This is a genomic window from Sphingopyxis sp. H115 (assembly GCF_001468465.1).
Taxonomy (GTDB): Bacteria; Pseudomonadota; Alphaproteobacteria; order Sphingomonadales; family Sphingomonadaceae; genus Sphingopyxis.
The window spans coordinates 1-26,790 of record NZ_LNSA01000038.1 but is presented as its reverse complement, the minus strand read 5'-3'; the positions used below and the strand labels follow the sequence as shown (position 1 = coordinate 26,790).

At 61.4% G+C, this 26,790-nt stretch carries 23 protein-coding genes and 3 pseudogenes; 13 read left to right on the top strand and 13 right to left on the bottom strand.

Translation table 11 applies throughout. The annotated features are described in order from the left end of the window. Nucleotides 1-212: 212 nt before the first annotated feature. The 3 genes from ATE71_RS22320 to ATE71_RS19320 all read right to left on the bottom strand — a co-directional run bounded on the left by ATE71_RS22320 (nt 213) and on the right by ATE71_RS19320 (nt 2,331). Nucleotides 213-542, bottom strand: a complete 330-nt coding sequence (locus ATE71_RS22320) for a hypothetical protein (RefSeq protein WP_152998855.1) — start codon at nt 540-542, stop codon at nt 213-215. Continuing rightward, entirely contained in the window at nt 539-1,222 is a 684-nt protein-coding gene (locus ATE71_RS19325; RefSeq protein WP_058801160.1) for an AAA family ATPase, read from the bottom strand. The genes ATE71_RS22320 and ATE71_RS19325 overlap by 4 nt, the downstream gene beginning before the upstream one ends. Before the next feature lie 161 nt (nt 1,223-1,383). Beyond that, nucleotides 1,384-2,331 (bottom strand): hypothetical protein, encoded by a 948-nt coding sequence (locus ATE71_RS19320; protein WP_152998854.1) that lies wholly within the window; start codon nt 2,329-2,331, stop codon nt 1,384-1,386. Nucleotides 2,332-2,541: 210 nt separating this feature from the next. On the opposite strand from ATE71_RS19320, the gene ATE71_RS19315 reads away from it, so the two are divergent. Genes ATE71_RS19315 through ATE71_RS19305 form a run of 3 tightly spaced genes read left to right on the top strand, consistent with a single transcriptional unit; the run spans nt 2,542 to nt 4,776 of the window. Beyond that, a complete protein-coding gene (locus tag ATE71_RS19315; protein ID WP_058801158.1) occupies nt 2,542-2,826 on the top strand; it encodes a hypothetical protein in 285 nt (94 codons plus the stop codon). Beyond that, nucleotides 2,823-3,953, top strand: a complete 1,131-nt coding sequence (locus tag ATE71_RS19310) for a tyrosine-type recombinase/integrase (RefSeq protein ID WP_231728252.1) — start codon at nt 2,823-2,825, stop codon at nt 3,951-3,953. The genes ATE71_RS19315 and ATE71_RS19310 overlap by 4 nt, the downstream gene beginning before the upstream one ends. Nucleotides 3,954-3,993: 40 nt before the next feature. Next, nucleotides 3,994-4,776 (top strand): GNAT family N-acetyltransferase, encoded by a 783-nt coding sequence (locus ATE71_RS19305; RefSeq protein ID WP_058801157.1) that lies wholly within the window; start codon nt 3,994-3,996, stop codon nt 4,774-4,776. Nucleotides 4,777-4,806: 30 nt separating this feature from the next. On the opposite strand, the gene ATE71_RS19300 is transcribed toward ATE71_RS19305, so the two are convergent. Genes ATE71_RS19300 through ATE71_RS19290 form a run of 3 tightly spaced genes read right to left on the bottom strand, consistent with a single transcriptional unit; the run spans nt 4,807 to nt 6,368 of the window. After that, on the bottom strand, nt 4,807-5,265 hold the full coding sequence (locus ATE71_RS19300; protein WP_058801156.1) for a hypothetical protein: 459 nt from the start codon (nt 5,263-5,265) through the stop codon (nt 4,807-4,809). After that, entirely contained in the window at nt 5,262-6,182 is a 921-nt protein-coding gene (locus ATE71_RS19295) for a hypothetical protein (RefSeq protein ID WP_058801155.1), read from the bottom strand. Before ATE71_RS19295 ends, ATE71_RS19300 begins: the two co-directional genes overlap by 4 nt. Nucleotides 6,183-6,185: 3 nt before the next feature. After that, nucleotides 6,186-6,368 (bottom strand): hypothetical protein, encoded by a 183-nt coding sequence (locus ATE71_RS19290; protein ID WP_058801154.1) that lies wholly within the window; start codon nt 6,366-6,368, stop codon nt 6,186-6,188. A gap of 99 nt (nt 6,369-6,467) precedes the next feature. Between ATE71_RS19290 and ATE71_RS19285 the strand changes: the two genes are divergently transcribed. The 3 genes from ATE71_RS19285 (at nt 6,468) to ATE71_RS19275 (ending at nt 10,687) form a co-directional block, all read left to right on the top strand. Further along, nucleotides 6,468-6,701: a hypothetical protein gene (locus tag ATE71_RS19285; RefSeq protein WP_058801153.1), complete on the top strand. Its 234-nt coding sequence runs from the start codon at nt 6,468-6,470 to the stop codon at nt 6,699-6,701. 315 nt (nt 6,702-7,016) lie between these two features. After that, complete coding sequence (locus ATE71_RS19280) at nt 7,017-9,215, top strand: type I secretion system permease/ATPase (protein WP_082656953.1); 2,199 nt, start codon at nt 7,017-7,019, stop codon at nt 9,213-9,215. 14 nt (nt 9,216-9,229) lie between these two features. After that, the gene (locus tag ATE71_RS19275) at nt 9,230-10,687 is read left to right on the top strand and encodes an HlyD family type I secretion periplasmic adaptor subunit (RefSeq protein WP_058801152.1); all 1,458 of its coding nucleotides are present in this window, start codon (nt 9,230-9,232) and stop codon (nt 10,685-10,687) included. A gap of 85 nt (nt 10,688-10,772) precedes the next feature. On the opposite strand, the gene ATE71_RS19270 is transcribed toward ATE71_RS19275, so the two are convergent. Next, the gene (locus tag ATE71_RS19270; RefSeq protein WP_197412005.1) at nt 10,773-11,393 is read right to left on the bottom strand and encodes a toxin-activating lysine-acyltransferase; all 621 of its coding nucleotides are present in this window, start codon (nt 11,391-11,393) and stop codon (nt 10,773-10,775) included. A gap of 912 nt (nt 11,394-12,305) precedes the next feature. Between ATE71_RS19270 and ATE71_RS19265 the strand changes: the two genes are divergently transcribed. Further along, entirely contained in the window at nt 12,306-12,680 is a 375-nt protein-coding gene (locus tag ATE71_RS19265; RefSeq protein WP_152998853.1) for a hypothetical protein, read from the top strand. 50 nt (nt 12,681-12,730) lie between these two features. Here the strand turns inward: ATE71_RS19265 and ATE71_RS19260 are convergent, their stop codons facing one another. After that, nucleotides 12,731-15,688, bottom strand: a complete 2,958-nt coding sequence (locus tag ATE71_RS19260; protein ID WP_031286087.1) for a Tn3 family transposase — start codon at nt 15,686-15,688, stop codon at nt 12,731-12,733. A 139-nt stretch (nt 15,689-15,827) separates the two neighbouring features. Here ATE71_RS19260 and ATE71_RS19255 point away from each other — a divergent pair, with 139 nt between their 5' ends. Beyond that, nucleotides 15,828-16,379, top strand: coding sequence for a recombinase family protein (locus ATE71_RS19255; protein WP_004213210.1), 552 nt, complete (start codon nt 15,828-15,830; stop codon nt 16,377-16,379). Continuing rightward, the gene (locus tag ATE71_RS19250; protein ID WP_058801149.1) at nt 16,376-17,161 is read left to right on the top strand and encodes an SDR family NAD(P)-dependent oxidoreductase; all 786 of its coding nucleotides are present in this window, start codon (nt 16,376-16,378) and stop codon (nt 17,159-17,161) included. The genes ATE71_RS19255 and ATE71_RS19250 overlap by 4 nt, the downstream gene beginning before the upstream one ends. A gap of 324 nt (nt 17,162-17,485) precedes the next feature. Here ATE71_RS19250 and ATE71_RS19245 read toward each other — a convergent pair whose 3' ends face one another. Together ATE71_RS19245 and sul1 are read right to left on the bottom strand one after the other, a co-directional pair. Further along, entirely contained in the window at nt 17,486-17,986 is a 501-nt protein-coding gene (locus tag ATE71_RS19245) for a GNAT family N-acetyltransferase (protein ID WP_000376623.1), read from the bottom strand. 127 nt (nt 17,987-18,113) lie between these two features. After that, nucleotides 18,114-18,965 (bottom strand): sulfonamide-resistant dihydropteroate synthase Sul1, encoded by an 852-nt coding sequence (sul1, locus tag ATE71_RS19240; RefSeq protein ID WP_000946487.1) that lies wholly within the window; start codon nt 18,963-18,965, stop codon nt 18,114-18,116. Nucleotides 18,966-19,066: 101 nt separating this feature from the next. Here sul1 and intI1 point away from each other — a divergent pair, with 101 nt between their 5' ends. Together intI1 and ATE71_RS21880 are read left to right on the top strand one after the other, a co-directional pair. Continuing rightward, entirely contained in the window at nt 19,067-20,080 is a 1,014-nt protein-coding gene (gene intI1, locus ATE71_RS19235; protein ID WP_000845048.1) for a class 1 integron integrase IntI1, read from the top strand. Nucleotides 20,081-20,370: 290 nt separating this feature from the next. Further along, nucleotides 20,371-20,634: pseudogene (locus ATE71_RS21880) on the top strand (recombinase family protein); the annotation flags it as partial. 53 nt (nt 20,635-20,687) lie between these two features. Here the strand turns inward: ATE71_RS21880 and ATE71_RS19225 are convergent. Both ATE71_RS19225 and ATE71_RS22975 read right to left on the bottom strand, forming a co-directional pair. Beyond that, nucleotides 20,688-21,452, bottom strand: a complete 765-nt coding sequence (locus ATE71_RS19225; RefSeq protein ID WP_001389365.1) for an IS6-like element IS6100 family transposase — start codon at nt 21,450-21,452, stop codon at nt 20,688-20,690. Next, entirely contained in the window at nt 21,418-21,807 is a 390-nt protein-coding gene (locus ATE71_RS22975) for a recombinase family protein (protein WP_235588083.1), read from the bottom strand. The genes ATE71_RS19225 and ATE71_RS22975 overlap by 35 nt, the downstream gene beginning before the upstream one ends. A 39-nt stretch (nt 21,808-21,846) precedes the next feature. Between ATE71_RS22975 and ATE71_RS19215 the strand changes: the two genes are divergently transcribed. Both ATE71_RS19215 and ATE71_RS19210 read left to right on the top strand, forming a co-directional pair. Next, nucleotides 21,847-24,780 (top strand): Tn3 family transposase, encoded by a 2,934-nt coding sequence (locus tag ATE71_RS19215; RefSeq protein WP_058804985.1) that lies wholly within the window; start codon nt 21,847-21,849, stop codon nt 24,778-24,780. Nucleotides 24,781-24,798: 18 nt separating this feature from the next. After that, nucleotides 24,799-25,584, top strand: a pseudogene (locus ATE71_RS19210) (Tn3 family transposase); the annotation flags it as partial. Nucleotides 25,585-25,643: 59 nt separating this feature from the next. Here ATE71_RS19210 and ATE71_RS19205 read toward each other — a convergent pair. Then, nucleotides 25,644-26,790, bottom strand: a pseudogene (locus ATE71_RS19205) (Tn3 family transposase); the annotation flags it as partial.

The window sequence follows — 26,790 nt, the reverse complement described above, 5'->3', positions numbered from 1 at the left end:
AATATGTCGTCTATCGTCCAATTGCGGTCATATGCCTCCGCAAACCGGGCTACGTTAACGGGTTTTCCTCAGTGCGAGCCAAGTCCAGCGGACCCCATTTGCACGATTGTCAGATTCTGTATCTCACCGTTGAGCAACAAGCAGACGCTGTTCAACTCGTCACGATTGTCGGCGACCGCTAAGCTTTCATCATTGCTCCAGGCTCAGCGGCATCACTGGTCACGATCTTCCATGAAGCGTTTGAAATCCTCGATTGATTTCCAATAAGCGGAATGACCCTGCCCGTCAGTGTAGTCAATAAACCACTGGATGACGTCCTGGGGCCCTTTCACGTAAAGATTTACCGACGGCATCGCCGCTGGCTTGCGGCGACGAATCCCCTGCCCTCGATCGACAAAACCGAGAGTTTCGCCGACGGCGACCGCTCGTGCTTCGTCCTCTCGCTTCAGTGGCGGGAGCGAGCTGGGAAGGCCTCCAAGATCTATAGTACCTGCAGGTTTATCAGCCGGGGGCTTTTTTGAGCCAAAACCATATCCGCTCATGATGGATACTCCTCGCGGATGGCCTCGATCACAGAGGCGGCCAGTTTAGCGGCATTGCCGCGGGCGTTCTCAAGACCAGACGTAGTGTCTGACTCGAGCTCGCTAAGAGTTTTCGAGAAATCGAATATGTCCCTATACGCCGCACGCTCAACCAAGCCGACGTCGAGAACCGGCAAATTGGCCTCAGCGATCGCCGAAGCAATCCTCTTCGAACTCTTCGTCGTAACCGCGCTGCTATCGCGTGAACGAACGAGACGGAATGGAAGCGGCCGCTGAAGTGCCTCCGATTCTTCATGGATAAGCTGAACGGCATTCGCCGCTAACTCGGCGTCGATCGGCGATTGGTTGAACGGCACGAGAACCATATGTGATCGCGCAAAGGCGCGCGACGTCATTCGTGAAGCGGTGCCCTCGAGGTCAACGATCACAAATTGATACTCTTTCGCCAGCTGGTCGACGGTGTTGATCATCGCTCCCTCGGATGGCTTCGCGATAACGGCAAAGGGGGAGCCCCTCCCCTCCTCTGCTCGGCGTTCATGCCACTTGGCGATGATCGCGTTTGGGTCGGCATCCACGACTGCAACCGAAGCGCCATTGCTGCTCAGTTGGTCCGCGAGAATGAACGCAAGGGTTGTTTTTCCGGCGCCGCCTTTGGGATTGGCAATAGAGATTATAGGCATAGGATTTCCATATGGCTTTCGATTGCGATAGCGAGGGCATATTGCAATTCAAGCGATAGCGCAAGCACAAGGCGTGCGATATGCAAATCCATATATAAAGGATATCCATATGGCAATCCAAGCGCAATCGATAGGCTATCTAACCGACGAGGGCGGCCGTATCACATCGTAAAAGAGACGGGGAATTGAATCGCAGTCACATACGGCTCGAGGGATCCGTGACGCACGGCAAAATGACCGATCTTCAAATCATTGAGGAGCTTGCCAGCGCCAGCCTTCGTGCAGGGGAGGGCGCGCGCGAGCTGGGCGGGCGTCATCGACCCGAACGCAAAGAGCAACAGCCAGGTATCGAGCAGCCGCGAATTCACCCTGAGCCCCGGAAATGCCTCGCCAAACGCAACAACGGCGCGCGGCACCCGCGCAATATCGCACAGCGTCTCGTGCAACGCCTCGAGCACAAAGTCCGCGATGTCGTCGCGATCGCGATCGAGGTCGCGATCGGAGCGGAAGAGCCGGCGCCGGACCAGCCCGGGGAAGGGCAGGGGATGCGGCGAGAGGCCGAACAAGGCGGGATCGGCGACGGCGAGCAGATTGATCGCCCAGCACGGCGAGGTGGCGGTGACGGAGAGGGCATCGCTGTCGACGTCGGCCGATCGCCGGAGGACCCGGACGATGGTGAGCAGCCGGGTTGCCGGATCGCCCGGCAGCTTCGGGCTCGCTGCGACCTCGCGAACGCTCGCCAGCTCCTCGGTGCCGGCGTCGACCAGCGCGACGGTTGCCGCGGCCTCGGCGGCGAGGGGGCGGATCGCGATTTGCTGGACGCGCCGGATCGCGCCGGCGAGATCCGACCGGCGATCGGGGAGGCTGGCGGCGAGCAGGGCGAGGAAGGCGTCGCGTTCAGCGGCGCATTCGGCGCCGATGAGGTTTTCGCCGATCGCGATGGCCCGGTCTTCGCGATATTGCGACCAGGCGCGGACCAGCGCGCGCAGCGCGAGGCATTCGCGCATTTCTGCGGAATAGAGGGCAGGGGAGCCGAAGAGGGTTCGCGCCAGCGCATCGATCTGGCCTTGGCGGAAGGCGATGGCGGCAGTGTGAGGACTAGGGGGCATGGCGGCTCCGGTGGGCGGGCCATGCTAGCCGCGAGCGGAATCGGCGTCAAAGTCCGAGTTCACCAAAGTGTCACTTTGGTATCCCATCTGTCTGACGCTCCGCAAACCGGACTTGTCATAAACGAGGCTTATGGTAAAACCGCGCCTGCCAAAATCACCCAATCGGCCGAGAAATTCACACGACGGGGACGCCGAAAAGGAGGGCGCGGCATGACGAACGATCATCGCATCGCGGCCGAGCTGCGCCAGCTCTTCGGTGTCGAGGCGGGCGTTCGCCTGTCGGCCGCCGCGATCGCGGGCGCGCTGCACGCGCGCACCGTCTATGCGAACCGCGTTTCCGCGCGCGAAGCGGCATTCGACCTCATGTGGAACTATGAAGCCCGCGGGCTGGTCGACGACTGCCCGGGCCCGCGCGGCGGCGCCGGCTGGTCGCTGTCGGCGAGGGGCGCGGCGCTGATTGCGCGATCGACCGTCGCGCCGGATCCAGTGCGATGAGCGAGCTCGCGCCGCTCCCATCGTCCCTCGAGCTGGTGCTGTCGGCACACGGCCGCCTCGTCGACTGGAGCAAGGCGCAGCCGCTCGCGATCGAGGCGGCGGCCGAAGCGATGGCGCCGGCGACCAAGGCGGCGATCGTCGCCGATCTCAAATGCTATTTGCGCTGGTGTATGTTGCAGCGGCCGATCGCGACGGCGGTGCCGGCGTCTCCGGAAACGCTCGTCCTCTATCTGCGCTGGCTGGCGCGCGCGAGCGATACGCGCACGGCCGCGAAACCCGCGACGCTCTCGCGGCGCCTCGCGAGCATCGCGCGCGTGCATCGGATCCTCGGTTACGGCGACACCGAAGCGTTGCCGACGCAGGCGGGCATGGTGCGCGACACGCTGAAGGGCATCCGCCGCAAGGTGGGCGCGCGCCAGCGCCAGGCCGCGCCGCTGCGCTACGGCCGTGCGATGACCGCGGTCGACGTCGCGCCCGACGGGCTGACCATCGAAAGCCTGATCGCGGCGTGCGGTGACGATCTGGTCGGGCTGCGCGACGCGGCGCTCTGCTCGATGGCCTATGATGCAGGCCTGCGCGTCTCCGAACTGGTGGCTGCGACCGTCGCCGATCTGCGCCTCATAGCTGACGGCAGCGGGCGGCTCACCATTCCGCGCTCGAAAACCGACCAGGACGGGGAGGGGAGTGTCGTCTGGCTCTCGGCCGAGACGATGCGCCGGCTGTCGGCGTGGCTGACGTCGAGCGCGATCGCCGACGGGGCGGTGTTCCGGCGCATCAACATATTGACGCATCATGCGGCCGAAGAAGGGGAGACGGTCTTGACCCACCATATCGGCGCCAACGGGCTAACCCGCCAAGGCGTGGTGTCGATCCTGCGGCGCCGTGCGGCCGCGGCGATCGCGGACGGCCATGCCGTCATCGAGCCGGGACAGGATGCGGTGGCGGCGCTCAGCGCGCACTCGTTCCGCGTCGGGCTGACGCAGGATCTTTTCGCAGCCGGCGAGGATGGGGCGGGCATCGCGCTCGCGCTGCGCTGGTCGTCGCCAACGACGGCGTTGGGGTATGCGCGCGAGCTCGCTGCCGGCAGCAATGCCGCGGCTCGGGTCCTCGGTAAAGTCAGGAGCTGAAGGGGCTTGCCTCGTCAAAGAATGTGGTAACCGTGGGCCCATGACCTATGAAATCATCCCGGCAACCGAAACTCTTCTCGCTGAAGTTGAAGTTTGGCTCGACGCCGAAGAAGCCGCCCACAAAGCGGGCGAGGCTGCCTATGTTGCCAACGGCTATGAAGGCGACGTGCCGGCGCGGGGCTTCCGCTGCAACTGGGACACCACGAAGAAATTATGGCGTGAGCGTGGCGGCATCGACATTCTTGTTGTCGACGGCGAAGCGGTGGGTTTCCAGGGCCACGGAATATTCGAGATCAGGCCAGACCTTCGCCGCAAGGGCTATGGCCGCATCCTTGCCGAGTTTATGATCGCCCGGGCCACCGACGAGGGCTGGTCGGTCTTCGAAATCGGAATTGCGCCGTCGACGGCGGAGCCCTTCTGGCAGAGCATGGGATTCACGATCGTGGACGCGCGCCCGGATCGCGGCGCCGGGACGTTCGCCTTCAGGATCCTTCCCCGTGAATTTGCCCTGGGCAGCGGTGAACGCATTCCGTTCGTGATCGAGTTCTTCACTAACGACGAGAGATACGAATCCGTGCCGCGTCCCTTTTCGACGTTCTCCGGTCAGGGCGAACGCCTCGCGGACGGTTCAATTCAACTGCCCGCCCGGGCCTATTGTTTCAACCCGTTGAAAGAGGTCAGTATGAACGACTTCGTTCGGCTGGAGGTTGACGGCAAGGAACTTCATTTTGAGAAGTTGAAGCGCGACGCGAGCGCCGCGATCGGCGTGGAGCGCGATGGCGGCTACACCTATTTTGTCGATAGGATTAGGCCGACTTCATAGTCGCAATCTGCGACAGCCTCTGTTCTTCGGCTACCGGGGAAATGAAGTCGGAAGCTGGTACAGGGAGACCAACCGTGCCCGCTCGCTATCTGCCATATATTCTGGCCACGGCTTGTCAGCCGTGACGCGACGCCGGGAGCCTTCGCTCTCGCACTTCGTGTTTCGGCTGTCGGCGGCCGCGGTCCGCTGGTCCGAATCGTCAGCGCGAAAGGCTGCGCGGTTCGCCCAAAGCCGGGCGGGCCAAGGTGCAAGAAAGACAGCGAGCAATATGCCGATAAAGGTGCCATTTCCAACAGGCAGCGCGATGACGGTGATGAGCCAAATTGCTATAAAGCACAGTGCGGCTCGACCAAGGACGAGGCGAGGTCGGCAATAACTCATGAAGCCAATCGCAAGCCAAGCGAAGGGCGCGCTGACCAACAAGAATAGGGCGCCGAACCCGATGAGAATCGTAACGATTGTCACGGCAAAAATGAGCAGTTTGATCATGACGGGCGCACCGGGTCGGCTGAAGCCGCCTCTGGCGCTGACCCTGTTGTGGGAGCGGACTCTTCGGACTCTTCGTCGCCATACGGCGCGGTGTCGATCTCGTCGAGGATGGCCTTGTCCAGTGTTCGCACCAACAAATTGGCGACTGACTTACCGTCGAGCGCGACGATGCCGCCGATCGTTTCTCGACCATAAGTGTCGAACTTTGGATCTTCGCTGGGCTTGCACCATTTCGCTGCTGCAGAGGGCGTCAGTTGGAACAAAAATCGCTCTGGATTGAGGAGCGCGAGCGAGAGCAGCTCACCCTTTTCACTGTGCCGAATATCGGCAATCGCCCCGATATAGCCGATGCCAAGATTGTTCTGCTGAAAGGTGGTCAGCACATGACAGATGGGCCGAAATCCATGTTGTGTCGGTCGGATATAGTGATGATAGACCCACCCTTGACCATTGAGATCGATCCCGTCGAAAACGAGATCGAAACCATCGCCCGACACGAATTTCGCGACTAACAGTGATTCCAACACCATCAAGCCGCCGAACGTCGCCAGCTCGTGCATCTCGAGATGCCCGCCGTCGGCAAATTGCACCATGGCGGCGATCGGGTTGGCGGGGATCGGTGGAAACGTACCGGTGGGACGAAGAAATGCTTCGATCGGACTCCACATCATCCCCGATGGAGGAAGGACGTCAGGAATTGCCGTTAGGAGGTTCCGGGCCATTTCGACGAAAATCCAGCCGAAGAAATGCGCGATGAGCGATATTCCTACCGCGAGAAGCAGTGTCGTTGCTGAACCAAGAGGAAGTTCGGGGCGGCCCGCGCCGGTTCGTGCGCCTTTGAGGTTCCAGGCACCGAGAAAGGTCAGGCCGGGTAGCAGGATGAGCATGCTGGCGAGGACGGCCAGCGTGAGCGTCATGGATCAGCTCTTGACGATATATTTGAAGCGGCCCGTCGTGGGGTTCTTGATTAGCTGTGCGATCAGGCCGCGGCGCCGGATCGCGGTGCGCTCATCTTGCAAGCGCAGGAGCTCGACGTAGCCGCCGACCTTGCGTGCAGCGTCCGAGGTTTCTGCCTGTTCGCGAGGGGTGGTCACGCTTACCATGGCCCCAATCTAGTGCCTCGAGCAGCGTAGGTAAAGGGGCCGCACTCAATCGCGGGGGGACGTGCCGGGTGCTTGCTTGCTTCAGAGCGCCCGATCAACGTGACGTTCGACTGGAAGTTCAGTCTTCGTTCGGCGCGCAAGGCGCAGATGCTGAAGGATCTTCTCTACTATCGGCTCCCCCTTGGGCAGCCTGATCCCGATGCGTTCATGAAGATGCTGGAACGGATTGGCGCGGACGCGAAGCAGGCCCGCCGCCTCGCGATCGATCTCTCGGCCATGTCCCGGATCAGGTTCGGTGGTCCCGTGCCCGCTGATGGAATTGTGCCTGGCTGAGCCTCGGGCTGAAAAAATTGCCTTCGCACTTGCAGCAAGGCTCGATCGTTCTCAAATCCAGCATGCCTTTCAGGCATCCTCTCCCAAAACCTACCAGGGCCGGCGCAAGCTGGCCCTTTTTATTTTGGAACGAACACGTCGGTGATCGCGCGAACTATGGCGCATCATTAAATTGTATCCAGATTTGACAATGTTTTGAGATAGCTATTCTCTGTCGAAGAAAGAATGATACATGCAGGAAGCAAAGGCCTGCAATTGACCAGCGACAGCTGATTCCGGTTCCGGTGGTCAATGCTTGGGCTTTACGGGGGATGCATGTCAGGTACGGGAGAGACAGATCAGGGGCCGCAGGGACATGTCGCGGAGGCCGGTGGCGCACCTCTTGCGCTAGACCCATCGCTGACCTGTTTCATCCTGCTCGCGAAATTCCTCGGGACGCCTGCCGATCCGGCGCAGATGATCCACGACCGTGGTCGCGGTGACGAGCCCTGGGGCGTAGAAGATTTTGCGCGCATCTCGAAACGCCTCGGCCTCATCGCCAAGATTCGTACCGCTCGGCTCGACGAATTGAGCAAGCTGCCGCTTCCGGCGCTTGCCGAATCCCGCTCGCATGGCGGTGTTATCCTTCTCAAGATCGAGGACGCGAGCCTCAAGCCCCGCTATCTCGTCCAGCGTGGCGACGCGGAACGCCCCGAAATATGGACGGCCGAAGAAGGCGCGGAGCGCTTCACTGGACGGTTGCTGCTTCTCACCTCGCGGGAGGCAATGGCCGGCGACAAGCGCCCGTTCGACATCGCCTGGTTCATCCCGGCCCTTGTCAAATACCGGAAGCCGCTCCGCGACGTTCTGATCGGTTCCTTTTTCCTTCAGCTGATGGGTCTCATCTCGCCGATCTTCTTCCAGCTTGTTATTGACAAGGTGCTTGTCCACCAGTCGATGACCACGCTTGATGTCCTGGCCTTCGGGCTCACGGTCATCCTGCTCTTCGAAACCTTGATGTCGGGATTGCGCAACTGGCTCTTCTCGCACACGACCAACCGGGTCGACAGCGAGCTGTCCTCGAAGATGTTTCGCCACTTGCTGAACCTACCGCTCGGCTATTTCGAATCCAGGCGTGTTGGCGACAGCGTGGCGCGGGTGCGCGAACTCGAGAATATTCGTCAATTCCTCACCTCGAATGCGGTGACGGTCGTAATCGACCTGTTCTTCACCATCGTGTTCTTCGCCGTGATGTTCCTCTATTCGCCGTTCCTGACCCTGATCGTGTTGCTTTCGATCCCCTGCTATGTCGCGATTTCGATGACGATCTCGCCAAGGTTGCGAACGTTGCTCGAGGAAAAATTCCGTCGCGGTGCCGAGAACCAGTCATTTCTGGTCGAGAGCGTGACCGGGATCGGAACCCTGAAATCGATGGCGGTCGAGCCACAGATGCGCGACCGCTGGGAGAAGCTCTTCTCGGGCTATACCAACACCGGCTTCGACGTCGCCAAGCTCGCGAATACTGGCAGCCACCTAATCCAGGTCGTCTCGAAACTGACGACCGTGGCGATCCTTTATTTCGGGGCGAAGGCGGTGATCGCCGGCGATCTTTCTGTCGGTTCGCTCGTCGCCTTCAACATGCTCTCGGGCCGCGTCGCGGCACCGATCCTTCGTCTCTCTCAGCTTTGGCAGGATTTCCAGCAGGTCCGTATCTCGGTGGACCGTCTCGCCGACGTTCTGAACACACCCGCGGAGCCCGAATATAACCCCAATCGGGCAAGCCTGCCGCCGATCCGCGGCGACGTAACCTTCGACCAGGTCCGGTTCCGCTACAGGCCTGATATGCCCGAGACGCTGCGCGGCGTGAGCCTCGAACTCAGGGCGGGCGAAATGCTTGGCATCGTCGGGCCGTCAGGATCAGGCAAGTCGACACTGACCAAGCTGGTGCAACGCTTGTATATCCCTGAACAGGGGCGTGTGCTCGTCGACGGCGTAGATCTGGCGCTCGTTGATCCTCCGTGGCTCCGGCGCCAAATCGGCGTCGTGCTTCAGGAAAATATCCTGTTCAACCGCACGGTGCGTGAGAATATCGCACTGGGCGATCCAACGCGGCCGATGGAAGCTGTGATGGCCGCGGCGCAGCTTGCGGGCGCGCATGAATTCATCCTGCAAATGAACCATGGCTATGATACGGTGATCGAGGAGCGCGGCAGCAATCTGTCGGGCGGTCAGCGCCAGCGTCTCGCGATCGCCCGCGCGCTCGTGAACGATCCGCGCATCCTGATCTTCGATGAGGCGACCTCTGCGCTCGACGCCGAAAGCGAGGAGATCATTCAGCATAATCTCGCGAGCATCGCCAAGGGGCGGACGGTCATCATTATCGCGCACCGCCTGTCGGCAGTTCGTCAGTGCGACCGCATCATCACGGTCGAGGCCGGCGAGGTCACCGAGCAAGGAAGCCATGAGGAATTGCTCCGCGCGGGCGGGCGCTATGCCCAGCTCTATACCAAGCAAATGGGGGTGACCGTCCCATGAGCCTTGGCGAGCGAATGAGCGAGCGCTTTCCGGCACTCGCGCGCCACTGGGCGATCCTCAAGGCGAGCTGGCGGATGCAGGACGAGGCTGATGCTGTCGCCAAACCACGCACCGACCATGAATTTCTGCCGGCTGCCCTCGAGATCGTCGAGAAGCCGCCGAGCCCCGGCTGGCGCTGGCTCATGCTATCGCTTTGCGGCTTGTTCGTCATCGGCCTTGCGTGGTCCGTGATCGGAAAGGTTGATGTTATCGCGACCGCGAGCGGCAAGGTGGTGCCGTCCGGCAATGTGAAGATCATTCAGCCGATCGAAATCGGCTATGTCCGCGCTATCCATGTGAAGAATGGGCAGCATGTGAAAGCGGGCGACCTGCTGATCGAGCTCGACCCGACGCTCGCCGGCGCGGAGGCCGCGCAAGCATCGACGAACATGCTGACCTCCGAAGTTGTCGCAGCGCGGAATGCCGCGCTGCTCGCGCATGTCGAAGGGCGAGCAGCGCGGTTCGTGGCGCCGCCCGGGACGTCGGCCGAAGTTGCACAGACGCAGGCGGCTTTCGTGCGGACTGCAATTGCCGAATATGAGGGCGAGCGCGCGAGCCTCGTCCAGCAGCGGGCGCAACACAGCGCCGAACTGACGGGCGCATTGGCGGAAGTCGCGAAACTCGAAAAGACGCTGCCGATCGTCGAGAGGCAGCTCGCGGCGCGCGAGGAGCTTGCCGAGAAGGGCTATTTTTCGAAAATCCGACTGCTCGAATATGAGCAGCTCAAGGTTGAGCACGAACAGAATATCGCCGTGCAACGGGCAAGGGCCGACCAGACCGGTGCCGCTATACGCGATATCGACGCGCAGCTTGTGCGGCTGCGGGGGACTTTCGGCAAGTCGGCGGTCGCCGAGCTTTCCGAGAGCCAGGAGAAACTTGGCATCGCGCGCGAAGAGGTGACCAAGGCTGAGCGCCGGACAGCTTTCCAGCAATTGCGCGCGCCGGTTTCCGGGACGGTGCAACAGCTTGTCGTCAACACGGTTGGCGGTGTGGTCCAGCCGGCGCAGCCGCTAATGATCATCGTCCCGGACAATGCCGAGGCGGTCGTCGAGGCGCATATTCTGAATCGCGACATCGGTTTCATCCGCGAAGGACAGAAGGTCCGCGTGAAACTTGAGGCCTTTCCCTTTACCGACTATGGCATCGTTCCGGGAATCGTGGAGAGCATCAGTCGCGATGCGGTGGAATTGCCCGCGCAACGCGCGAGCCAGAATGGCGAGGGGGAGGGGAGTGCTCCTCCGTCTCCCCAAGGGCTTGTTTATTCGGTGCGTATTCGTCTGCTCAAACGGACTATCCGGGTCGGAGGTCGCGATCAGGTCATCGGACCCGGCTTGGCAGTGCAGGCGGAGATCAAAACGGGCGAGCGTCGGATCATCCAGTATCTGCTGTCGCCGATTGCCCAGACCTTGGATGAGGCGGGCCGCGAGCGATAGTGGAACTCCTGCTGGGCTCGGGCCTCGCAGATATGAAAAGGGGCGCCGCCGCGCCCCTTTTTGCTATTGGTTCATAGCTCATCGCTCAGTTAACCGTGGCTTCCTCCCGCTCTGCACTCGCGGGAGCGCCCATCTTCTCCGCTCCCATTTTCTGCAGCGTCTCGGCATCGACGAGGCGCGTGACGATCGGGTGAAGGCGGAGACTTCCTTCCTTCACGACCTGTTTGAAATTGGCGATGACGTTGGCGGTCGTCCGCTGGTCGGGCGCGATGACGTCGAGCAGCCAATTGATATCACCGCTGTTCCAGTCCTCGGCCTTGAGGCGGATCGGGAAGGTGCCTGCCTGCACCTGTTCGCGGATCTTCGCATCGACCTCTTCGCTGACGCTCGCCCAGATGGCGAGCCCCGCGATGTCGGCGAGCTGACCCGCCTTGTCGCCGCCCGGATAGGCGATCGCGACACGGTCGCGCATCAGCGGTTCCAGGATTAGATGCTGCAGGTCGGCGAGTGTCTGGCTGCGGTAGCGCGGGAGCATCATCATCGCCATCGCGACCTTGCCGAAGCTCTCGCGGATATGCGTGCGGACGGCTGCGATCTTCGCGGCGAGTTCGGGATTGATCTCGGTCGGAGGTGCCGCTTCTGCGGCGGCGGGTGCCTGCTGTTCCACGTTCGCTTTGGCCGAACCATTCGCCTCTTTCTTGGCCACCATCATCTCCTTGAAGGCTTGTTGAAACTTTCGGGATATGCGCTCCAATCGAGGTCATGCCCGATATCGATTGGGTAGCTGCTTCGTCGGCGCTGTCAACGGCAGCCGTGACGGTGAACGCAAACATGCGTCGCAGGAAAAAGGTCCAAATTGAATGTTAATTCGTCAGTTGTACTGACAGGTCGCGGTTGATGGGCAAGCAAAGCCCAGAAAATCCGCCGTACGACGCGGTTAATACTGCCTTTGCTTTCGTCTCGGAAACAAATTCGTCAAAAATCAAGCTCAAAATCCAGTTGCATAACCTGCGCCGTATGTCATTCCTGTGCGGTCGAGGGTAGGGAATCTCGGCCGATTCCACACGCTTATCGCCGGGTGAGGCCCGGTGATCGAGGCGCTGTGCATGAATGATCGGGGGCGGTTGACGTGCAAGTAAATCCGACACGCCGATACACAACCCGCGAACGGGTCGGCGGCATGGCAGCCTGGCGAGCATTAGCCATTCCGGGCCCGGCTCCTGTCGCGTTCTGCGGCTGTGGCGGAGGGTTCAATGGCAGCTCTGGTGAGAGGGAGGAAGGCGTTTCTTGCACCTCCATTGGCACGAGGTAAGTATTATGATATATTTTACCAGTGAGGCATTGATTTATAGCATTGTAATATCGATCGCTTCTCTAATTTCGTCATTGATTTCTAAGAAATTTGGAATCGCAGTCTGTAGCATAATTTGCCTAATATGCATATTGTTATCTATGTTATTTTTTATCGGCGGAAGTGCGAAGTTTATTTTTACAACAATAGTTATTTGGCCTGCCATAGCGTGGATTTCTTACTTATTTGGTCAAATTCTGAGAAATAATACCTGATTTATCATGCATGCATATTTGGAGATATGCGTTTCAGTATAGGATGGATAAAATGTCCGCACCGTCTGCGAGCGAGTATGTTTTACTGAGTGCTCAGTCCTATTATTACTATCGAAAAGAAGGAATTAGCCGTAGCCTCGACGGGCAGAGAAGCGATACCGGTCTGCAGTCGTTAACGACCGAGCAGATTCCGGGACTCGAGGGCTGGTCGGTTGATCTGCTTCGTAGTTACACCGACCCGGATAGCGGCTTTTCGGCTACGGTATTTCAGAAAAATGGACAGTATGTTGTTGCATATCGCGGGACTGACGACTGGCGCGAAGGGCAGGGGGACAAGGAGCAGAATGACACATTTGCGCCCGGATATATCCGTGAGCTAACCGATGCCCCGGGCATAGGAGAGCAAACGCTGGACGCCTTGGGGTGACTACACGAAAGTGACGTATCTGCACGGAAAGGGCGAACGGATAGCGAACGTCACGCGGCAAGTAGGGAGTTGACGGCGCGCAGCGGTCGCAAGGCGTCCGGATCGGGTTGATCTTCAACATTCCAGCTATAGTCACCGGTCAGCGAGATATGCTCCCAGCCCAATGGCGCGATGTGGCGTGCGATTTCGTCGGCTGTGCCGATGTCCGCCAGCGCCATTTCGAGATAGCGAGTGTTCCACAAGATGATGGCGGCGACGAGCAGGTTGAGGCCGGAGGCGCGATAGGTCTGGTTCTCGAACCGACGATCGCGCAGTTCGCCGAGCTGGTTGAAGAAGAGCGCGCGGGCGAGCGCGTTGCGGGCTTCGCCTTTGTTGAGGCCCGCCTGGGTGCGCCGGCGCAGGTCGATGTCGCGCAGCCAGTCGAGCATGAAAATGGAGCGTTCGAGGCGGCCCAGCTCGCGTAGTGCGAGGGCCAGTCCGTTCTGTCGCGGATAGGCGGACAAGCGGCGCAGCATTGCCGAAGCAGTGACGGTGCCGGTGCGGATCGACGTGGCGAACCGCAGCAGTTCGTCCCAATGCGCCGCGACATGACCCAATGCGATCGGTTCGGCCGTCATGCCGGCAAGCAAGGGGCCGGATTCTTGGCCGGGAAGGAGGTGTAAACGACGCTCCTTGATGTCGCGCAGGCGCGGCGCGAAGCGGTAGCCGAAGAAGGGCATGAGGCCGAACACATGGTCCGATGCCCCGCCCGTATCGGTGTAGTGCTCCTCGATCGTCAGGCCGGTCTGGTGATACAGCAAGCCATCCAGCACATAGGGCGCTTCGCCAGCGGTCGCCGCGATCACCCGACTTGCGAAGGGGTCATATCGATCCGAGACATGGGTGTAGAAGGCAACGCCTGGTTCGTTGCCGCTGCGCGCGTTGATGTCGCCGATCGCGGCCCCACGGCCCCCGGCATGAAATTGCTGTCCGTCGCTCGACGAAGTGGTGCCGTCTCCCCACAGCGCGGCGAGCGGCATGGCGCGATGGGCGTCGATCAGCCTTCCCAACGCTTCGCCATAGGCGGCTTCGCTGATGTGCCAGTCGTGAAGATGGGCGAGCTGACGCAGACTTGCGCCCCGGCAGGTTTCCGCCATGCGTGTGAGGCCGAGATTGATGCCATCGGCGAGGATGACCGTGAGCAGCGCATTGCGATCGTCGGCTTCCCGGCCCGAACGACGATGGATGAAGCATTCGCTGAACCCGGTCCAGGCATCGACCTCCAGCAGAAGATCGGTGATCTTCACGCGCGGCAGTCGATCATAGGCGGCGCGACGGGCAATCTCGGTGGCGGGCGGTGTTGCCGCCTTCAGCGGCGAGATGATGAGACCGTTTTCGTCAAGCTTAACCTGGGGCAGCTCCCCTTGCCGTGCAAGGACCGTTACCTGCTCGATCGCCGTGTCGAGCCTGGTGCGCCGTTCCTCGATATGGCGCTCGAAATCCGTTTCGATGGCGAGCGGCAACGGCCCCTTCTCGCGCAGCGCCGCAAAGGTCGCCGGCGGTATGAGATAGCTGTCGAAATCGCGAAACTGCCGGCTTCCCGCGACCCATATATCCCCGGCTCGCAACCGCTCGCGTAGTTGCGACAAGGCGCATAGTTCATAAGCGGCACGATCAACGATGCCATCCCGCAGGACGAACGGGCGCCATGCGGGCGGCACAAAGCGTAGCGGCACGCGATCAGGCAAGCGCCGTTTGCCGGTCCGATATAGCTCCGCGATGATGGCCAGCGCTGACAGGAGCCCCTGAACCGCGCCGGCGCCGCGAAACTCGAAGGCGTTGAGAAAAGCGCCGACAAAGAGCTTCACCGTCCGATGCCGCTCGATCAATTCGGCGGTGCGATCGACGGTTTCCGGTCGCCCGAGCACTTCGGCCTGCTCGACGGCCACGGCGAAGTGCTGCCAGTCCAGCGCCTCGATCTGCGCCAGAGAATCCACGCCCTTGCTGCGCGCGTCGATGAGGAGGCGGCAAGACCCCGTGAGCGTCCGGAGGTGGCCTTGCAACTCGCGCACCGTCTTGAGGGCTTTGTCGCGGGTCCGGTTCTCGGCGCGGCGCGCCATGCTGCCCAACAGCTTGTCGAACATCGTCAGGGTGGCGTCGGTCAGGCTTTCCTCAAGCCGGATGCCGGTTGCCGCCAGCGTCGCATGGCGGCGCAGGGCATTGAGTTCGCCAAGGTGCTGGGGTGTGATGCGGCTGCCTTCGTCCGCCAGCCTGTCAAAAGTCAAAGCCGGGATCATGTCGGCACGGGCGCGATCGAGGCCCAGCGCGCGGATATAGGCGAGCCGTTCGATCAGGCGCAGGATGTTGCGCGCTGCCGGCGATTGTGGCGCATTGCGCATCCAGGATAGCCATGTCGCGACCTGCCCCGGTCGTCGGGCCAGCAAATCGTCCAGGCCCTGAAGGGTGTCAGGCAGCAGGCCATTCGTGAGCACTTCATAGGTAAGCTGTTCGGCTTGCTGGCGCGCCCGCCGCAGCACCGCTTCGAGAATCGACGGAGAAGGCAGGAGGATCTGCAGGCGCCGGAGTTCATCGACGATGACGTCTGCCATCTGGCCGGGGTGTATGATGGTCTGCGCGATTGGGACCGAGAAGGCGACAACTTCACGGAAAGCGTTGCGGTCAAAAATCCTGAACCCGTGCGATCGTCGGATTTCGACGAGATGCTCGCGACGGGTCTGGTCCCGATGGGCATAATCCGCGAAGGCTGCCGGCGCGACGCCGAGTTGCTGCGCCACATAGGCGAGCACAGGAGCGGGCGGGACTTCGCCCGCTTCCAGCGCACGGCCAGGCCATCTCATATATAGCATGAGCATCGCATAGCCGAGCCGGGTGGCATCGCCGCGACGGCGGCCGACAATTTCCAGGTCGTCGCTGGTCAGCGTATAATGACGCGCGATCTCGCGCTCATCGAGCGGCGCGCCATAATGCCTCGCCCAGATTTCCAGGCTCACCAGTCGCCGTCTCGCCAAGCATCATCTCCTTCGCTTTGCGTGTCCGTCAGACGGTCCTCTGGCGGCCAACAGGAATATGTCCGTTAACTCTGGACCTGTAACGGCGATTCGGACAAGATCGCATAATGACGGGAAAACGGACAGGATCGGGCATCATGTGGCGCTGATCGGCTATGCGCGCGTCTCGACCGCAGACCAGAAGCTGTCGCTCCAGCTTGACGCGCTGAACACTGCCGGGTGCGACCGTATATTCGACGATCACGCATCCGGGGCAAAAGCCGATCGGCCTGGCCTAACCGAAGCGCTCGCCTATTTGCGCCCCGGCGACACGCTGGTGGTCTGGAAACTCGACCGCCTCGGCCGCTCGATGAGCCACCTGATCGAGAAGGTCGGCGAGCTTGCGGCGCGCGGCATCGGGTTCCGCTCACTCACCGAGAATATCGACACCACCACTTCGGGCGGCATGCTGGTGTTCAACATCTTCGGCTCGCTGGCCCAATTCGAGCGTGACCTGATCCGTGAACGCACTCATGCCGGCCTCAAGGCCGCACGCGAGCGGGGCAACAAGGGTGGTCGCCGGCCTGTCGTTACCCCCGACAAACTACGTAAAGCGCGGGCGCATATCGCAGCGGGCCTCACTGTTCGTGAGGCGGCGGCCCGGCTCAAGATCGGCAAAACCGCCCTATACAAGGCTCTGGAAAACGCGTGAAACCGCTGGCGATCAAGAACTCGTGGGTGCTGGTCACAGGGGCTTCGACCGGTTTGGGCAGAGCGTCCGCCCTCCGCTTGGCGGCATCGTACCAGGCCAAGCCCCTGATTGTTGGACGAAGGCTCGACAACTTGCGGGAGCTACAGACCGAAATTGACGAGCGGTTCAATGTGCCGTGCGAGATTATAGTGGCTGATCAACGTGAAATCGAGGGCAGGGAGAAAATCGCGGCTAAGGTTGCAGAATTGCAAGTAACAGCCGCTTTGTTGGTTGCCGGAATGACGAGCGTTGGTTCATTTGATGCAGGCCGTGCCGACACTTATGCCGAGGTAATTGAAACAAACATACTCGGTTTCACGGATTTGCTGGCTCGCCTGATTGCGATTTTCAGGGAGCAGCCGTTTGAATCCTCAGTAATCGCCGTGTCGAGCCTGGCGGGCGAAACATCCGTGCCCTTCCAAGCGGTCTACGGCGCGTCGAAAGCCTATGTGAGCACCCTCATGCGAGCGCTTTCCGTGGAGCTTGCCGGGACGGGAGTGAGTGTTGGGTCTTTTGCACCCGGTGGAATCGACACAGACATGGCTGCCCTCAGCGATTTGAAGTGGGGGAGGTTGGGTTTGATGGACGTTGACCGGTGCGCGTCCCATGCAGTCCACGCTCTGGTTTATCGGCAATCCTTCGCCATACCGGGGATGGGCAACCAGCTCACATATTTGGCGAGCAGGGTTCTACCTCGATCGTTGGTCAATCGGATTGCCGCCCTCCCATATCGGCGCCCGTAGGGCGGCACCACATAAAAGGGGCAGGAAAGCCTGCGAATAGCATCTGCTGGCATCGTACCGGATTTGTTCGCCCTTAGCGTGCAGATACGTCACTTTCGTGTAGTCACCCCAGGCAGGCTGAAGGCCGAGCAAGCCTGACAGGCCCGAAAAGCCCGGCACGGGCGTCGGCGGCGATGACGGCGGCGGCATTATCCAGGGTTGATGATGGAAGTGGAGGATATCGACAACCTCTCGCGCAACCAAGACATCGCGGTCGGACTGCAAGTGATCTTGAAGCCACGGGCCCGTCCCACCCCGACATGGACCTCGATGCCCGAACGGACGTTAGATTTCGAGTTCTAGGCGTTCTGCGATGAAGGTTGGATCCCAGCCGGGATTGAAAGTGTCGACGTGGGTGAATCCGAGCCGCTCGTATAGGCCACGCAGGTTCGGGTGGCAGTCGAGCCGCAGCTTGGCGCACCCCTGCGTTCGCGCGGCATGGCGGCAAGCCTCGATCAGCGCGGAGCTGACACCCCGGCCCGCATGTGTCCGTCGCACCGCGAGCTTGTGCAGATATGCGGCCTCCCCCTTGAGGGCGTCGGGCCAGAACTCGGGATCCTCGGCCGACAAGGTGCAACAGCCGACGATGCCGTCGCTGCAACTCGCGACTAGGAGCTCGGATCTCAGGACGAAGGTCTCCGCGAATGTCCGGTCGATCCGCGCGACGTCCCAGGCGGGCGTTCCCTTGGCGGACATCCACGCCGCAGCGTCGTGCATCAGCCGCACAACCTCGTCGATATCACCCGAGCAGGCGACCCGAACGTTCGGAGGCTCCTCGCTGTCCATTCGCTCCCCTGGCGCGGTATGAACCGCCGCCTCATAGTGCAGTTTGATCCTGACGAGCCCAGCATGTCTGCGCCCACCTTCGCGGAACCTGACCAGGGTCCGCTAGCGGGCGGCCGGAAGGTGAATGCTAGGCATGATCTAACCCTCGGTCTCTGGCGTCGCGACTGCGAAATTTCGCGAGGGTTTCCGAGAAGGTGATTGCGCTTCGCAGATCTCCAGGCGCGTGGGTGCGGACGTAGTCAGCGCCATTGCCGATCGCGTGAAGTTCCGCCGCAAGGCTCGCTGGACCCAGATCCTTTACAGGAAGGCCAACGGTGGCGCCCAAGAAGGATTTCCGCGACACCGAGACCAATAGCGGAAGCCCCAACGCCGACTTCAGCTTTTGAAGGTTCGACAGCACGTGCAGCGATGTTTCCGGTGCGGGGCTCAAGAAAAATCCCATCCCCGGATCGAGGATGAGCCGGTCGGCAGCGACCCCGCTCCGTCGCAAGGCGGAAACCCGCGCCTCGAAGAACCGCACAATCTCGTCGAGCGCGTCTTCGGGTCGAAGGTGACCGGTGCGGGTGGCGATGCCATCCCGCTGCGCTGAGTGCATAACCACCAGCCTGCAGTCCGCCTCAGCAATATCGGGATAGAGCGCAGGGTCAGGAAATCCTTGGATATCGTTCAGGTAGCCCACGCCGCGCTTGAGCGCATAGCGCTGGGTTTCCGGTTGGAAGCTGTCGATTGAAACACGGTGCATCTGATCGGACAGGGCGTCTAAGAGCGGCGCAATACGTCTGATCTCATCGGCCGGCGATACAGGCCTCGCGTCCGGATGGCTGGCGGCCGGTCCGACATCCACGACGTCTGATCCGACTCGCAGCATTTCGATCGCCGCGGTGACAGCGCCGGCGGGGTCTAGCCGCCGGCTCTCATCGAAGAAGGAGTCCTCGGTGAGATTCAGAATGCCGAACACCGTCACCCTGCTGCGTAACATCGTTGCTGCTCCATAACATCAAACATCGACCCACGGCGTAACGCGCTTGCTGCTTGGATGCCCGAGGCATAGACTGTACAAAAAAACAGTCATAACAAGCCATGAAAACCGCCACTGCGCCGTTACCACCGCTGCGTTCGGTCAAGGTTCTGGACCAGTTGCGTGAGCGCATACGCTACTTGCATTACAGCTTACGAACCGAACAGGCTTATGTCCACTGGGTTCGTGCCTTCATCCGTTTCCACGGTGTGCGTCACCCGGCAACCTTGGGCAGCAGCGAAGTCGAGGCATTTCTGTCCTGGCTGGCGAACGAGCGCAAGGTTTCGGTCTCCACGCATCGTCAGGCATTGGCGGCCTTGCTGTTCTTCTACGGCAAGGTGCTGTGCACGGATCTGCCCTGGCTTCAGGAGATCGGAAGACCTCGGCCGTCGCGGCGCTTGCCGGTGGTGCTGACCCCGGATGAAGTGGTTCGCATCCTCGGTTTTCTGGAAGGCGAGCATCGTTTGTTCGCCCAGCTTCTGTATGGAACGGGCATGCGGATCAGTGAGGGTTTGCAACTGCGGGTCAAGGATCTGGATTTCGATCACGGCACGATCATCGTGCGGGAGGGCAAGGGCTCCAAGGATCGGGCCTTGATGTTACCCGAGAGCTTGGCACCCAGCCTGCGCGAGCAGCTGTCGCGTGCACGGGCATGGTGGCTGAAGGACCAGGCCGAGGGCCGCAGCGGCGTTGCGCTTCCCGACGCCCTTGAGCGGAAGTATCCGCGCGCCGGGCATTCCTGGCCGTGGTTCTGGGTTTTTGCGCAGCACACGCATTCGACCGATCCACGGAGCGGTGTCGTGCGTCGCCATCACATGTATGACCAGACCTTTCAGCGCGCCTTCAAACGTGCCGTAGAACAAGCAGGCATCACGAAGCCCGCCACACCGCACACCCTCCGCCACTCGTTCGCGACGGCCTTGCTCCGCAGCGGTTACGACATTCGAACCGTGCAGGATCTGCTCGGCCATTCCGACGTCTCTACGACGATGATTTACACGCATGTGCTGAAAGTTGGCGGTGCCGGAGTGCGCTCACCGCTTGATGCGCTGCCGCCCCTCACTAGTGAGAGGTAGGGCAGCGCAAGTCAATCCTGGCGGATTCACTACCCCTGCGCGAAGGCCATCGGTGCCGCATCGAACGGCCGGTTGCGGAAAGTCCTCCCTGCGTCCGCTGATGGCCGGCAGCAGCCCGTCGTTGCCTGATGGATCCAACCCCTCCGCTGCTATAGTGCAGTCGGCTTCTGACGTTCAGTGCAGCCGTCTTCTGAAAACGACACCACCCTGCCCTTTCCCTGGCGTTTTTTGTCGCGTGTTTTAGTTGCATGAAATAGAATACTTGCGACTAGAACCGGAGACATTACGCCATGAAAGACAAGAGCGCCGCCGCTGGCCTGCTGCTGGGATATGCCCGCGTCAGCACCGACGACCAGGACTTGACCAACCAACGCGCCGAGCTGCACGCCGCAGGCTGCACGCGCATCTTTGCCGAGAAGATCACCGGCACCAGGCGCGACAGGCCCGAGCTGGCCCGCGTGCTCGATCACTTGCGCCCTGGCGATGTTGTGACTGTGACCAGGCTTGACCGCCTGGCCCGCAGCACCCGCGACCTGCTGGACATTGCCGAGCGGGCTCTGTTGCAAAGATTGGCGGCAGTCAGAGGTAGGCTGTCGCTCTGCGCCGATCAGGCGGCTGCTGCGAAATGGTGGTTGAGCATGCCCATGGCCTCCGTCAGCGCCGAGGGCCCAATGCCAAAAGCTCTCTCCACAAGGCGCACCTCGCCCCTGATGCCGGGCTGCAGGCACCAGGGGCGAGCCTGTCCTTTGCGCAGGGCTCGCATGACTTCGAATCCCTTGATCGTGGCATAGGCCGTGGGGATCGATTTGAAACCGCGCACCGGCTTGATCAGTATCTTGAGCTTTCCGTGATCGGCCTCGATCACGTTATTGAGATACTTCACCTGCCGGTGGGCCGTCTCCCGGTCCAGCTTTCCTTCGCGCTTCAATTCGGTGATCGCTGCACCATAGCTCGGCGCTTTGTCGGTATTGAGCGTGGCAGGCTTTTCCCAGTGCTTCAGGCCTCGCAGGGCCTTGCCCAGGAACCGCTTCGCTGCCTTGGCGCTGCGGGTCGGCGACAGGTAGAAATCGATCGTGTCGCCCCGCTTGTCGACTGCCCGGTACAGGTAGGTCCACTTGCCCCGCACCTTGACGTAGGTTTCATCCAGGCGCCAGCTCGGATCAAAGCCACGCCGCCAGAACCAGCGCAGCCGCTTCTCCATCTCCGGGGCGTAGCACTGGACCCAGCGATAGATCGTCGTATGGTCGACCGAAATGCCGCGTTCCGCCAGCATTTCCTCAAGGTCGCGATAGCTGATCGGATAGCGACAATACCAGCGCACCGCCCACAGGATCACATCACCCTGGAAATGGCGCCACTTGAAATCCGTCATCGTTCCGTCCGTCCAATCTCCGCCAAGCATGCTCAAGCTTCACGATTTTTGCAACAGAGCCATCTCCCTCGCGCAACTGGCCGATCATCTCCAGAAGCTTGGGTCGGTCCCACCGCCCACCGCTGGCGGTCTCCTCGAACATCCGCTTGCAGCCGGCGGCATCGAGCGCGCGCCGCTGCGCGGCGTTCGACTGGTCGTCGCCCTTCGATACGCGGGCATAGCCGATCAGATAGGGTTCGCGCGTCATCTGCGTCTCTTTCACAAACGGCCGTATCCGGAGGTGGAAACAGGATGCACCAATTTCCGCAGCCTTGGGCCTTTCACAATCCTCTTTCATTAAGCGGGCAAAAGGCAAGAGGTTTTTGAAGGATGAAACATGCCCGCACGTATTCCGATGACCCAGCGGCAGCGCGCCGCATTGCTTGCTTTGCCCGACAGCGAGGCGGCGGTGGTGCGACACTATGGCCTCGATGCCGAGGACCTTGCTGCAATCGGCACCGCGCGCACTCCGGCAACCCGGTTGAGCTACGCCCTGCAACTCTGTTGCCTCCGCTTTCCGGGGCGGCATCTGCGCGCAGGCGAGCTGTTGCCTGCGATCATGCTCGACCATATCGCCGAGCAGGTCGGGGTGGATGCAGGCGCCATCGCCGACTTCGCGCGGCGAGCGCCGACCCGCTACGATCAGCTTGCCGCCATCAAGGCGCGCTTCGGCTTCACCGATCTGAGCCGGCCAGCGCGCGGTATCATGATGACCTGGCTGGAAATCGAAGCCATGCCCATCGTGGACGGGCGTATTCTGCTCGATCGACTGCTCGACGAGCTGCGCACGCGGCGCATCGTTATCCCCGGCATCAGCGTAGTCGAGCGGATGGCGGCCGAGGCGATGCTGCGGGTGGAAACCGATCTGGTCGCTGCAATCCATGATAAACTCGATGCGGATATGCGTCAGCGCCTCGATACGCTGGTCGATGAGAAGGTGCATGATCGACAGAGCCGCTTGTCGTGGCTGCGCGAACCACAGCCCCGCGTCGCGTCAGCCTCGCTCGCCGAAATCCTTGAGAAGATCGCTCTGATCCGCAGGACCGGAATTTCCTGTGTTCCGGTCGATCCCCTGCACGAGCCACGCATGACGCAGTTCGCCCGCGAAGGCGTGCGCTATACCGCCCAGGCCTTCCAACAGATGCGCGCCTCCCGCAGGCGGGCCATCCTGCTTGCTACGCTGCGCGAGATGGAAGCCACGCTTACCGACGCGGCGATCGCCATGTTCGGCGCCTTGATGGGACGCGCTCACCTTCGTGCCCGCAAACGCCTGGAACAGGGAATCGCGATTTCGGGACGCGAAGGCCGTGACCGACTGATGCGCATCGCCACCGTGCTGGAAACAGTTAGCCGGGTAGCACGCACCGGTGAAGATATCGGCGCGGCCCTCAGGGATATCGTGCCTCTCGACATGCTCGATGCCGATGCCGCGATCATCCGTCGTACCGCGGCACCTCACAGGGACGATGTGTTGAGCGAGATCGCAGCCGAATACCGGACCTTCAAACGAATAGGACCTCTATTCCTGCAAACGCTCGATTTCCACGGCCGGGTCGGCACCGCGGCGTTGCGCAATGCGATGACGGTCCTGTCGGATCTTGATGGCGACTGGCGCAAGCCGCTCCCTGCCGACGTTCCGCTCGGTCATGTCGAGCGGCGCTGGCACCGCCATGTCGTGGTCGCCGGCAAGATCGACCGGACGCATTGGGAGATGGCCACCTACGGGGCGCTCGCCAATGCACTGGCATCGGGTGATATCTGGGTGCCGAGGTCACGGCTGCACAGGTCGCTGGACGTGCTGCTCGCGCCATCAAGTGGCGCAGCGCTGCAACCGGTGTTCTCGCTCGGTGATCCACACGCATGGCTCGATCAGCGCGCCGCGCAACTCGACAAAGCCTTGTGCGACGTCGCCCAGAATCTGGCCGGACGTGATGCTGCCCTGTTCGCTGGCGAGCGATTGCGCTTCCCCAAGGAACTGAAGGACGATGATGCCGGGCACGACGAAGGACGGCATCTGACGCTTGCCTGCTACGGTATGCTGCCTGCCACGCGTATCACCGACGTGCTGTCGCAGGTCGAACGATGGACCGGCTTCACCCAGCACTTCGGGCACGTCTCGACCGGGTTGCCGCCTGGCGATGAGCAGGCCTTCCTCGCCACTCTGATTGCCGAAGCGACCAATCTTGGGCTGTCGCGCATGGCCGAGGTATGCGGCGCAGGGTCACGCCGCGCGCTGCTGCGCATGCAGACATGGCACATGCGCGAGGAAACCTTTCGGGCGGCGCTCGCCTGTCTGACCGACGCCATCCACGCCGAGCCGATCGCCGCCTGGTTTGGGCAAGGACACCGGGCTTCCGCGGATGGCCAGGCCTTCTACCTGGGCGGGCCGGGCGAAGCCGGCGGAGCGGTCAACGCCCATTATGGTCGCGACCCAGTGGTCAAGATCTACACCACCATCACCGACCGCTACGCGCCGCTGCACCAGACGGTGATCGCCGGCACGGCAGGAGAAGCCATCCATGCGCTCGATGGGCTCCTCGGCCATGACAGCAACGCCGATCTGACCGCACTGCACGTCGATGGAGGCGGCGTTTCCGACATCGTGTTCGCAACGATGCATCTCCTCGGGCTCGATTTCGAGCCGCGCATTCCTCGCCTGTCCGACCGGCGCCTCTACGCATTCGAACCTTCGAAGCGCTATGGCAGGCTTGCGCCACTGTTCGGTCACAGGCTCAACCGGGATCTGATCGTCAGCCACTGGCCGGATATCGAACGCGTCATCGGCGCGATGCGTGATCGCACCGTTACGCCCTCGCTGATCCTCAAAAAGCTATCCGCCTACCGCCAGCAGAACAGCCTCGCCGCGGCGCTCCGCGAGGTAGGACGGATCGAGCGCACGCTGTTCACGTTGCGCTGGTTCGACGATCCGGCGCTACGCCGCACGGTCACCGCCGAGTTGAACAAGGGCGAGGCGCGCAACAGCCTGGCGCGAGCGGTCGCCTTCCATCGGCTCGGTCGCTTTCGCGACCGTGGCTTGGAGAACCAGCAAACCCGCGCGGCTGCCCTCAACCTCGTCACCGCAGCGATCATCCTGTTCAACTGTCGCTATCTTGGGCACGCCGTCGAAGAAATGCGCCGCCGCGGAAGCCAGATCGATCCGGCTATGCTGTCTCGGCTCTCACCATTGGGCTGGGATCGCATCAATCTCACCGGCGATTATGTCTGGTCCGATCACCTCGATCTCGACGCCAATGGCCTCATGCCGCTGCTCATCAAACCGCTACCGTGAATCTGTGTCCGCATAATGCACAGGGGCCCCTATGTCCTCGACGGCCTCACCAGCCACGGCACCGATCTGAAAATCGCCGAGCATTACACCGACACGGGCGGGGCGACCGATCATGTCTTTGCCCTGTGCGCCATGCTTGGATTTCGCTTCTGCCCGCGCCTGCGCGACTTTCCCGACCGACGGCTCGCGACGATCGCGCCGGTTGCAGCTTATCCGTCCCTCACCCCGCTATTGGGAAAGCGCATCCGGTCCGACATCATCGCTGAGCAATGGGACGACGTGCTGCGCCTCGTAGGGTCGATCAAGGCCGGACACGTGGCGCCGTCGGTCATGCTGCGAAAGCTCGCCGCCTATGAGCGGCAGAACCAGCTCGACGTCGCGCTACAGGAAATCGGCAAAATCGAGCGGACGCTGTTCATGCTGGATTGGCTGGAAAATCCCGATCTACGCCGGCGATGCCATGCCGGCCTCAACAACAGCGAGCAGCGCCATGCCCTGACGCAGGCGATCTACACATTCCGCCAGGGTCGGATCATCGACCGCAGTCATGAGGCACAGAAATATCGCGCATCCGGCCTCAACCTGGTCATCGCCGCGATCGTCTATTGGAACACGATCTACATGGATGCCGCTGCCCAACATCTCCGGTCAACATCGGTCGCGGTGCCTGATGATCTGCTTGCCCATACCTCCCCTGTTGGCTGGGAGCATATTGCTTTCTCCGGCGATTTCCTCTGGGATAGAGCCGCTGCTTCCAATGGCCGCAAGGCCCTCAATCTGCCGCCGGATAGCCGCGTCGCCTAAGCGTTCCCTGACTGTTCGTCCTTAGCGTTGTCTGGCGTACTTTCCACGCTACGCCCTCAATCGAGCGTGAACAAAGTGCGCTCGATACGGCCCAGTTCAGCCAATGCAAAATCCAGCCTGTTCTGGCGTTTGTAGGCGGCAAGTTTTCGCAAGATTACTGACGGCGCCACCGTGCCATCCTTGATTGAGGCGACAATCCTGACGATGTCATCCCAATCGGCCTCGATCGCTGCCGTTTTGATGGTGCGGCCCATCAGATTTTCGATGCCCTTGTATGTCGATGGCGCAGCGATCGAACCCAGCTTGCGGTCGCCAATATCGCGCAGCCGGGGCGCGAAGCGGAACCCGAGTAGGTGGCAGAGTGCGAAAACATGATCGGTGGCGCCGCCGGTATCGGTATAGTGCTCATGCAACGGAAGGTTGCCGGCGCCCAGGACAAGCCCGTCGAGCACGTAAGGCGCTTCACCTGCCGTCGCGGACATGATCCGTGATCCGAATGATGCGAAGTGATCGGAAAGGTGAGAATAGATTTTCACGCCAGGTTCGGCGCCATATTTGGCATTGACGTCCGCCGCCCCTGAACGGCTCCGCCCCGACCGGAAGAACTGGCCATCGGACGACGAACTGGTGCCAGCGCCCCAATGCCGCGCGAAGGGTAATTCGTGATGGGCTGAGATGATCATGGCCAGCGCGGCCTGATAGTTCTCGGGTGAAAGATACCAGTTGTGGGTCCATGCGAGTTGGGCATAGCTGACGCCTTCGCTGGCATTGGCCATCCGCTCCAGCCCGAGGTTGGTGCCATCAGCCAGAATTGCGGCGAGTACCGTGCTGGGGTTGTCGTGCTCCTTGCCTGAGCGCAGGTCACGGAATGCGTTCAAAAAACCAGTGCGTTCGGCGACTTCAAGCAGCAGCTCGGTGATGCGCACGCGGGGAAGCAGGGTATCGAGCTTGCGATCGAGGGCTTCAGCTTCCGGTGGGGTGACAGGCGGCATTTGCTGAAGCTTGAGCCGGTCTCGTTCGAGCGACACTCCCTCAAGCTTGTTTGTTTTCAACTGCTTGGCAAATCGGCGCAGCCGCCAGTCAAGATTTCGTGCCCGGTCAGCGAGGTAGGATGCAGCATTTGAATCGAACGGAAGCACATCCGCCACTTTGGCGGCGTCGCGCCGACCCAGCAAATAGGCATCGAAGCGCTGATAGTTGCGGGTT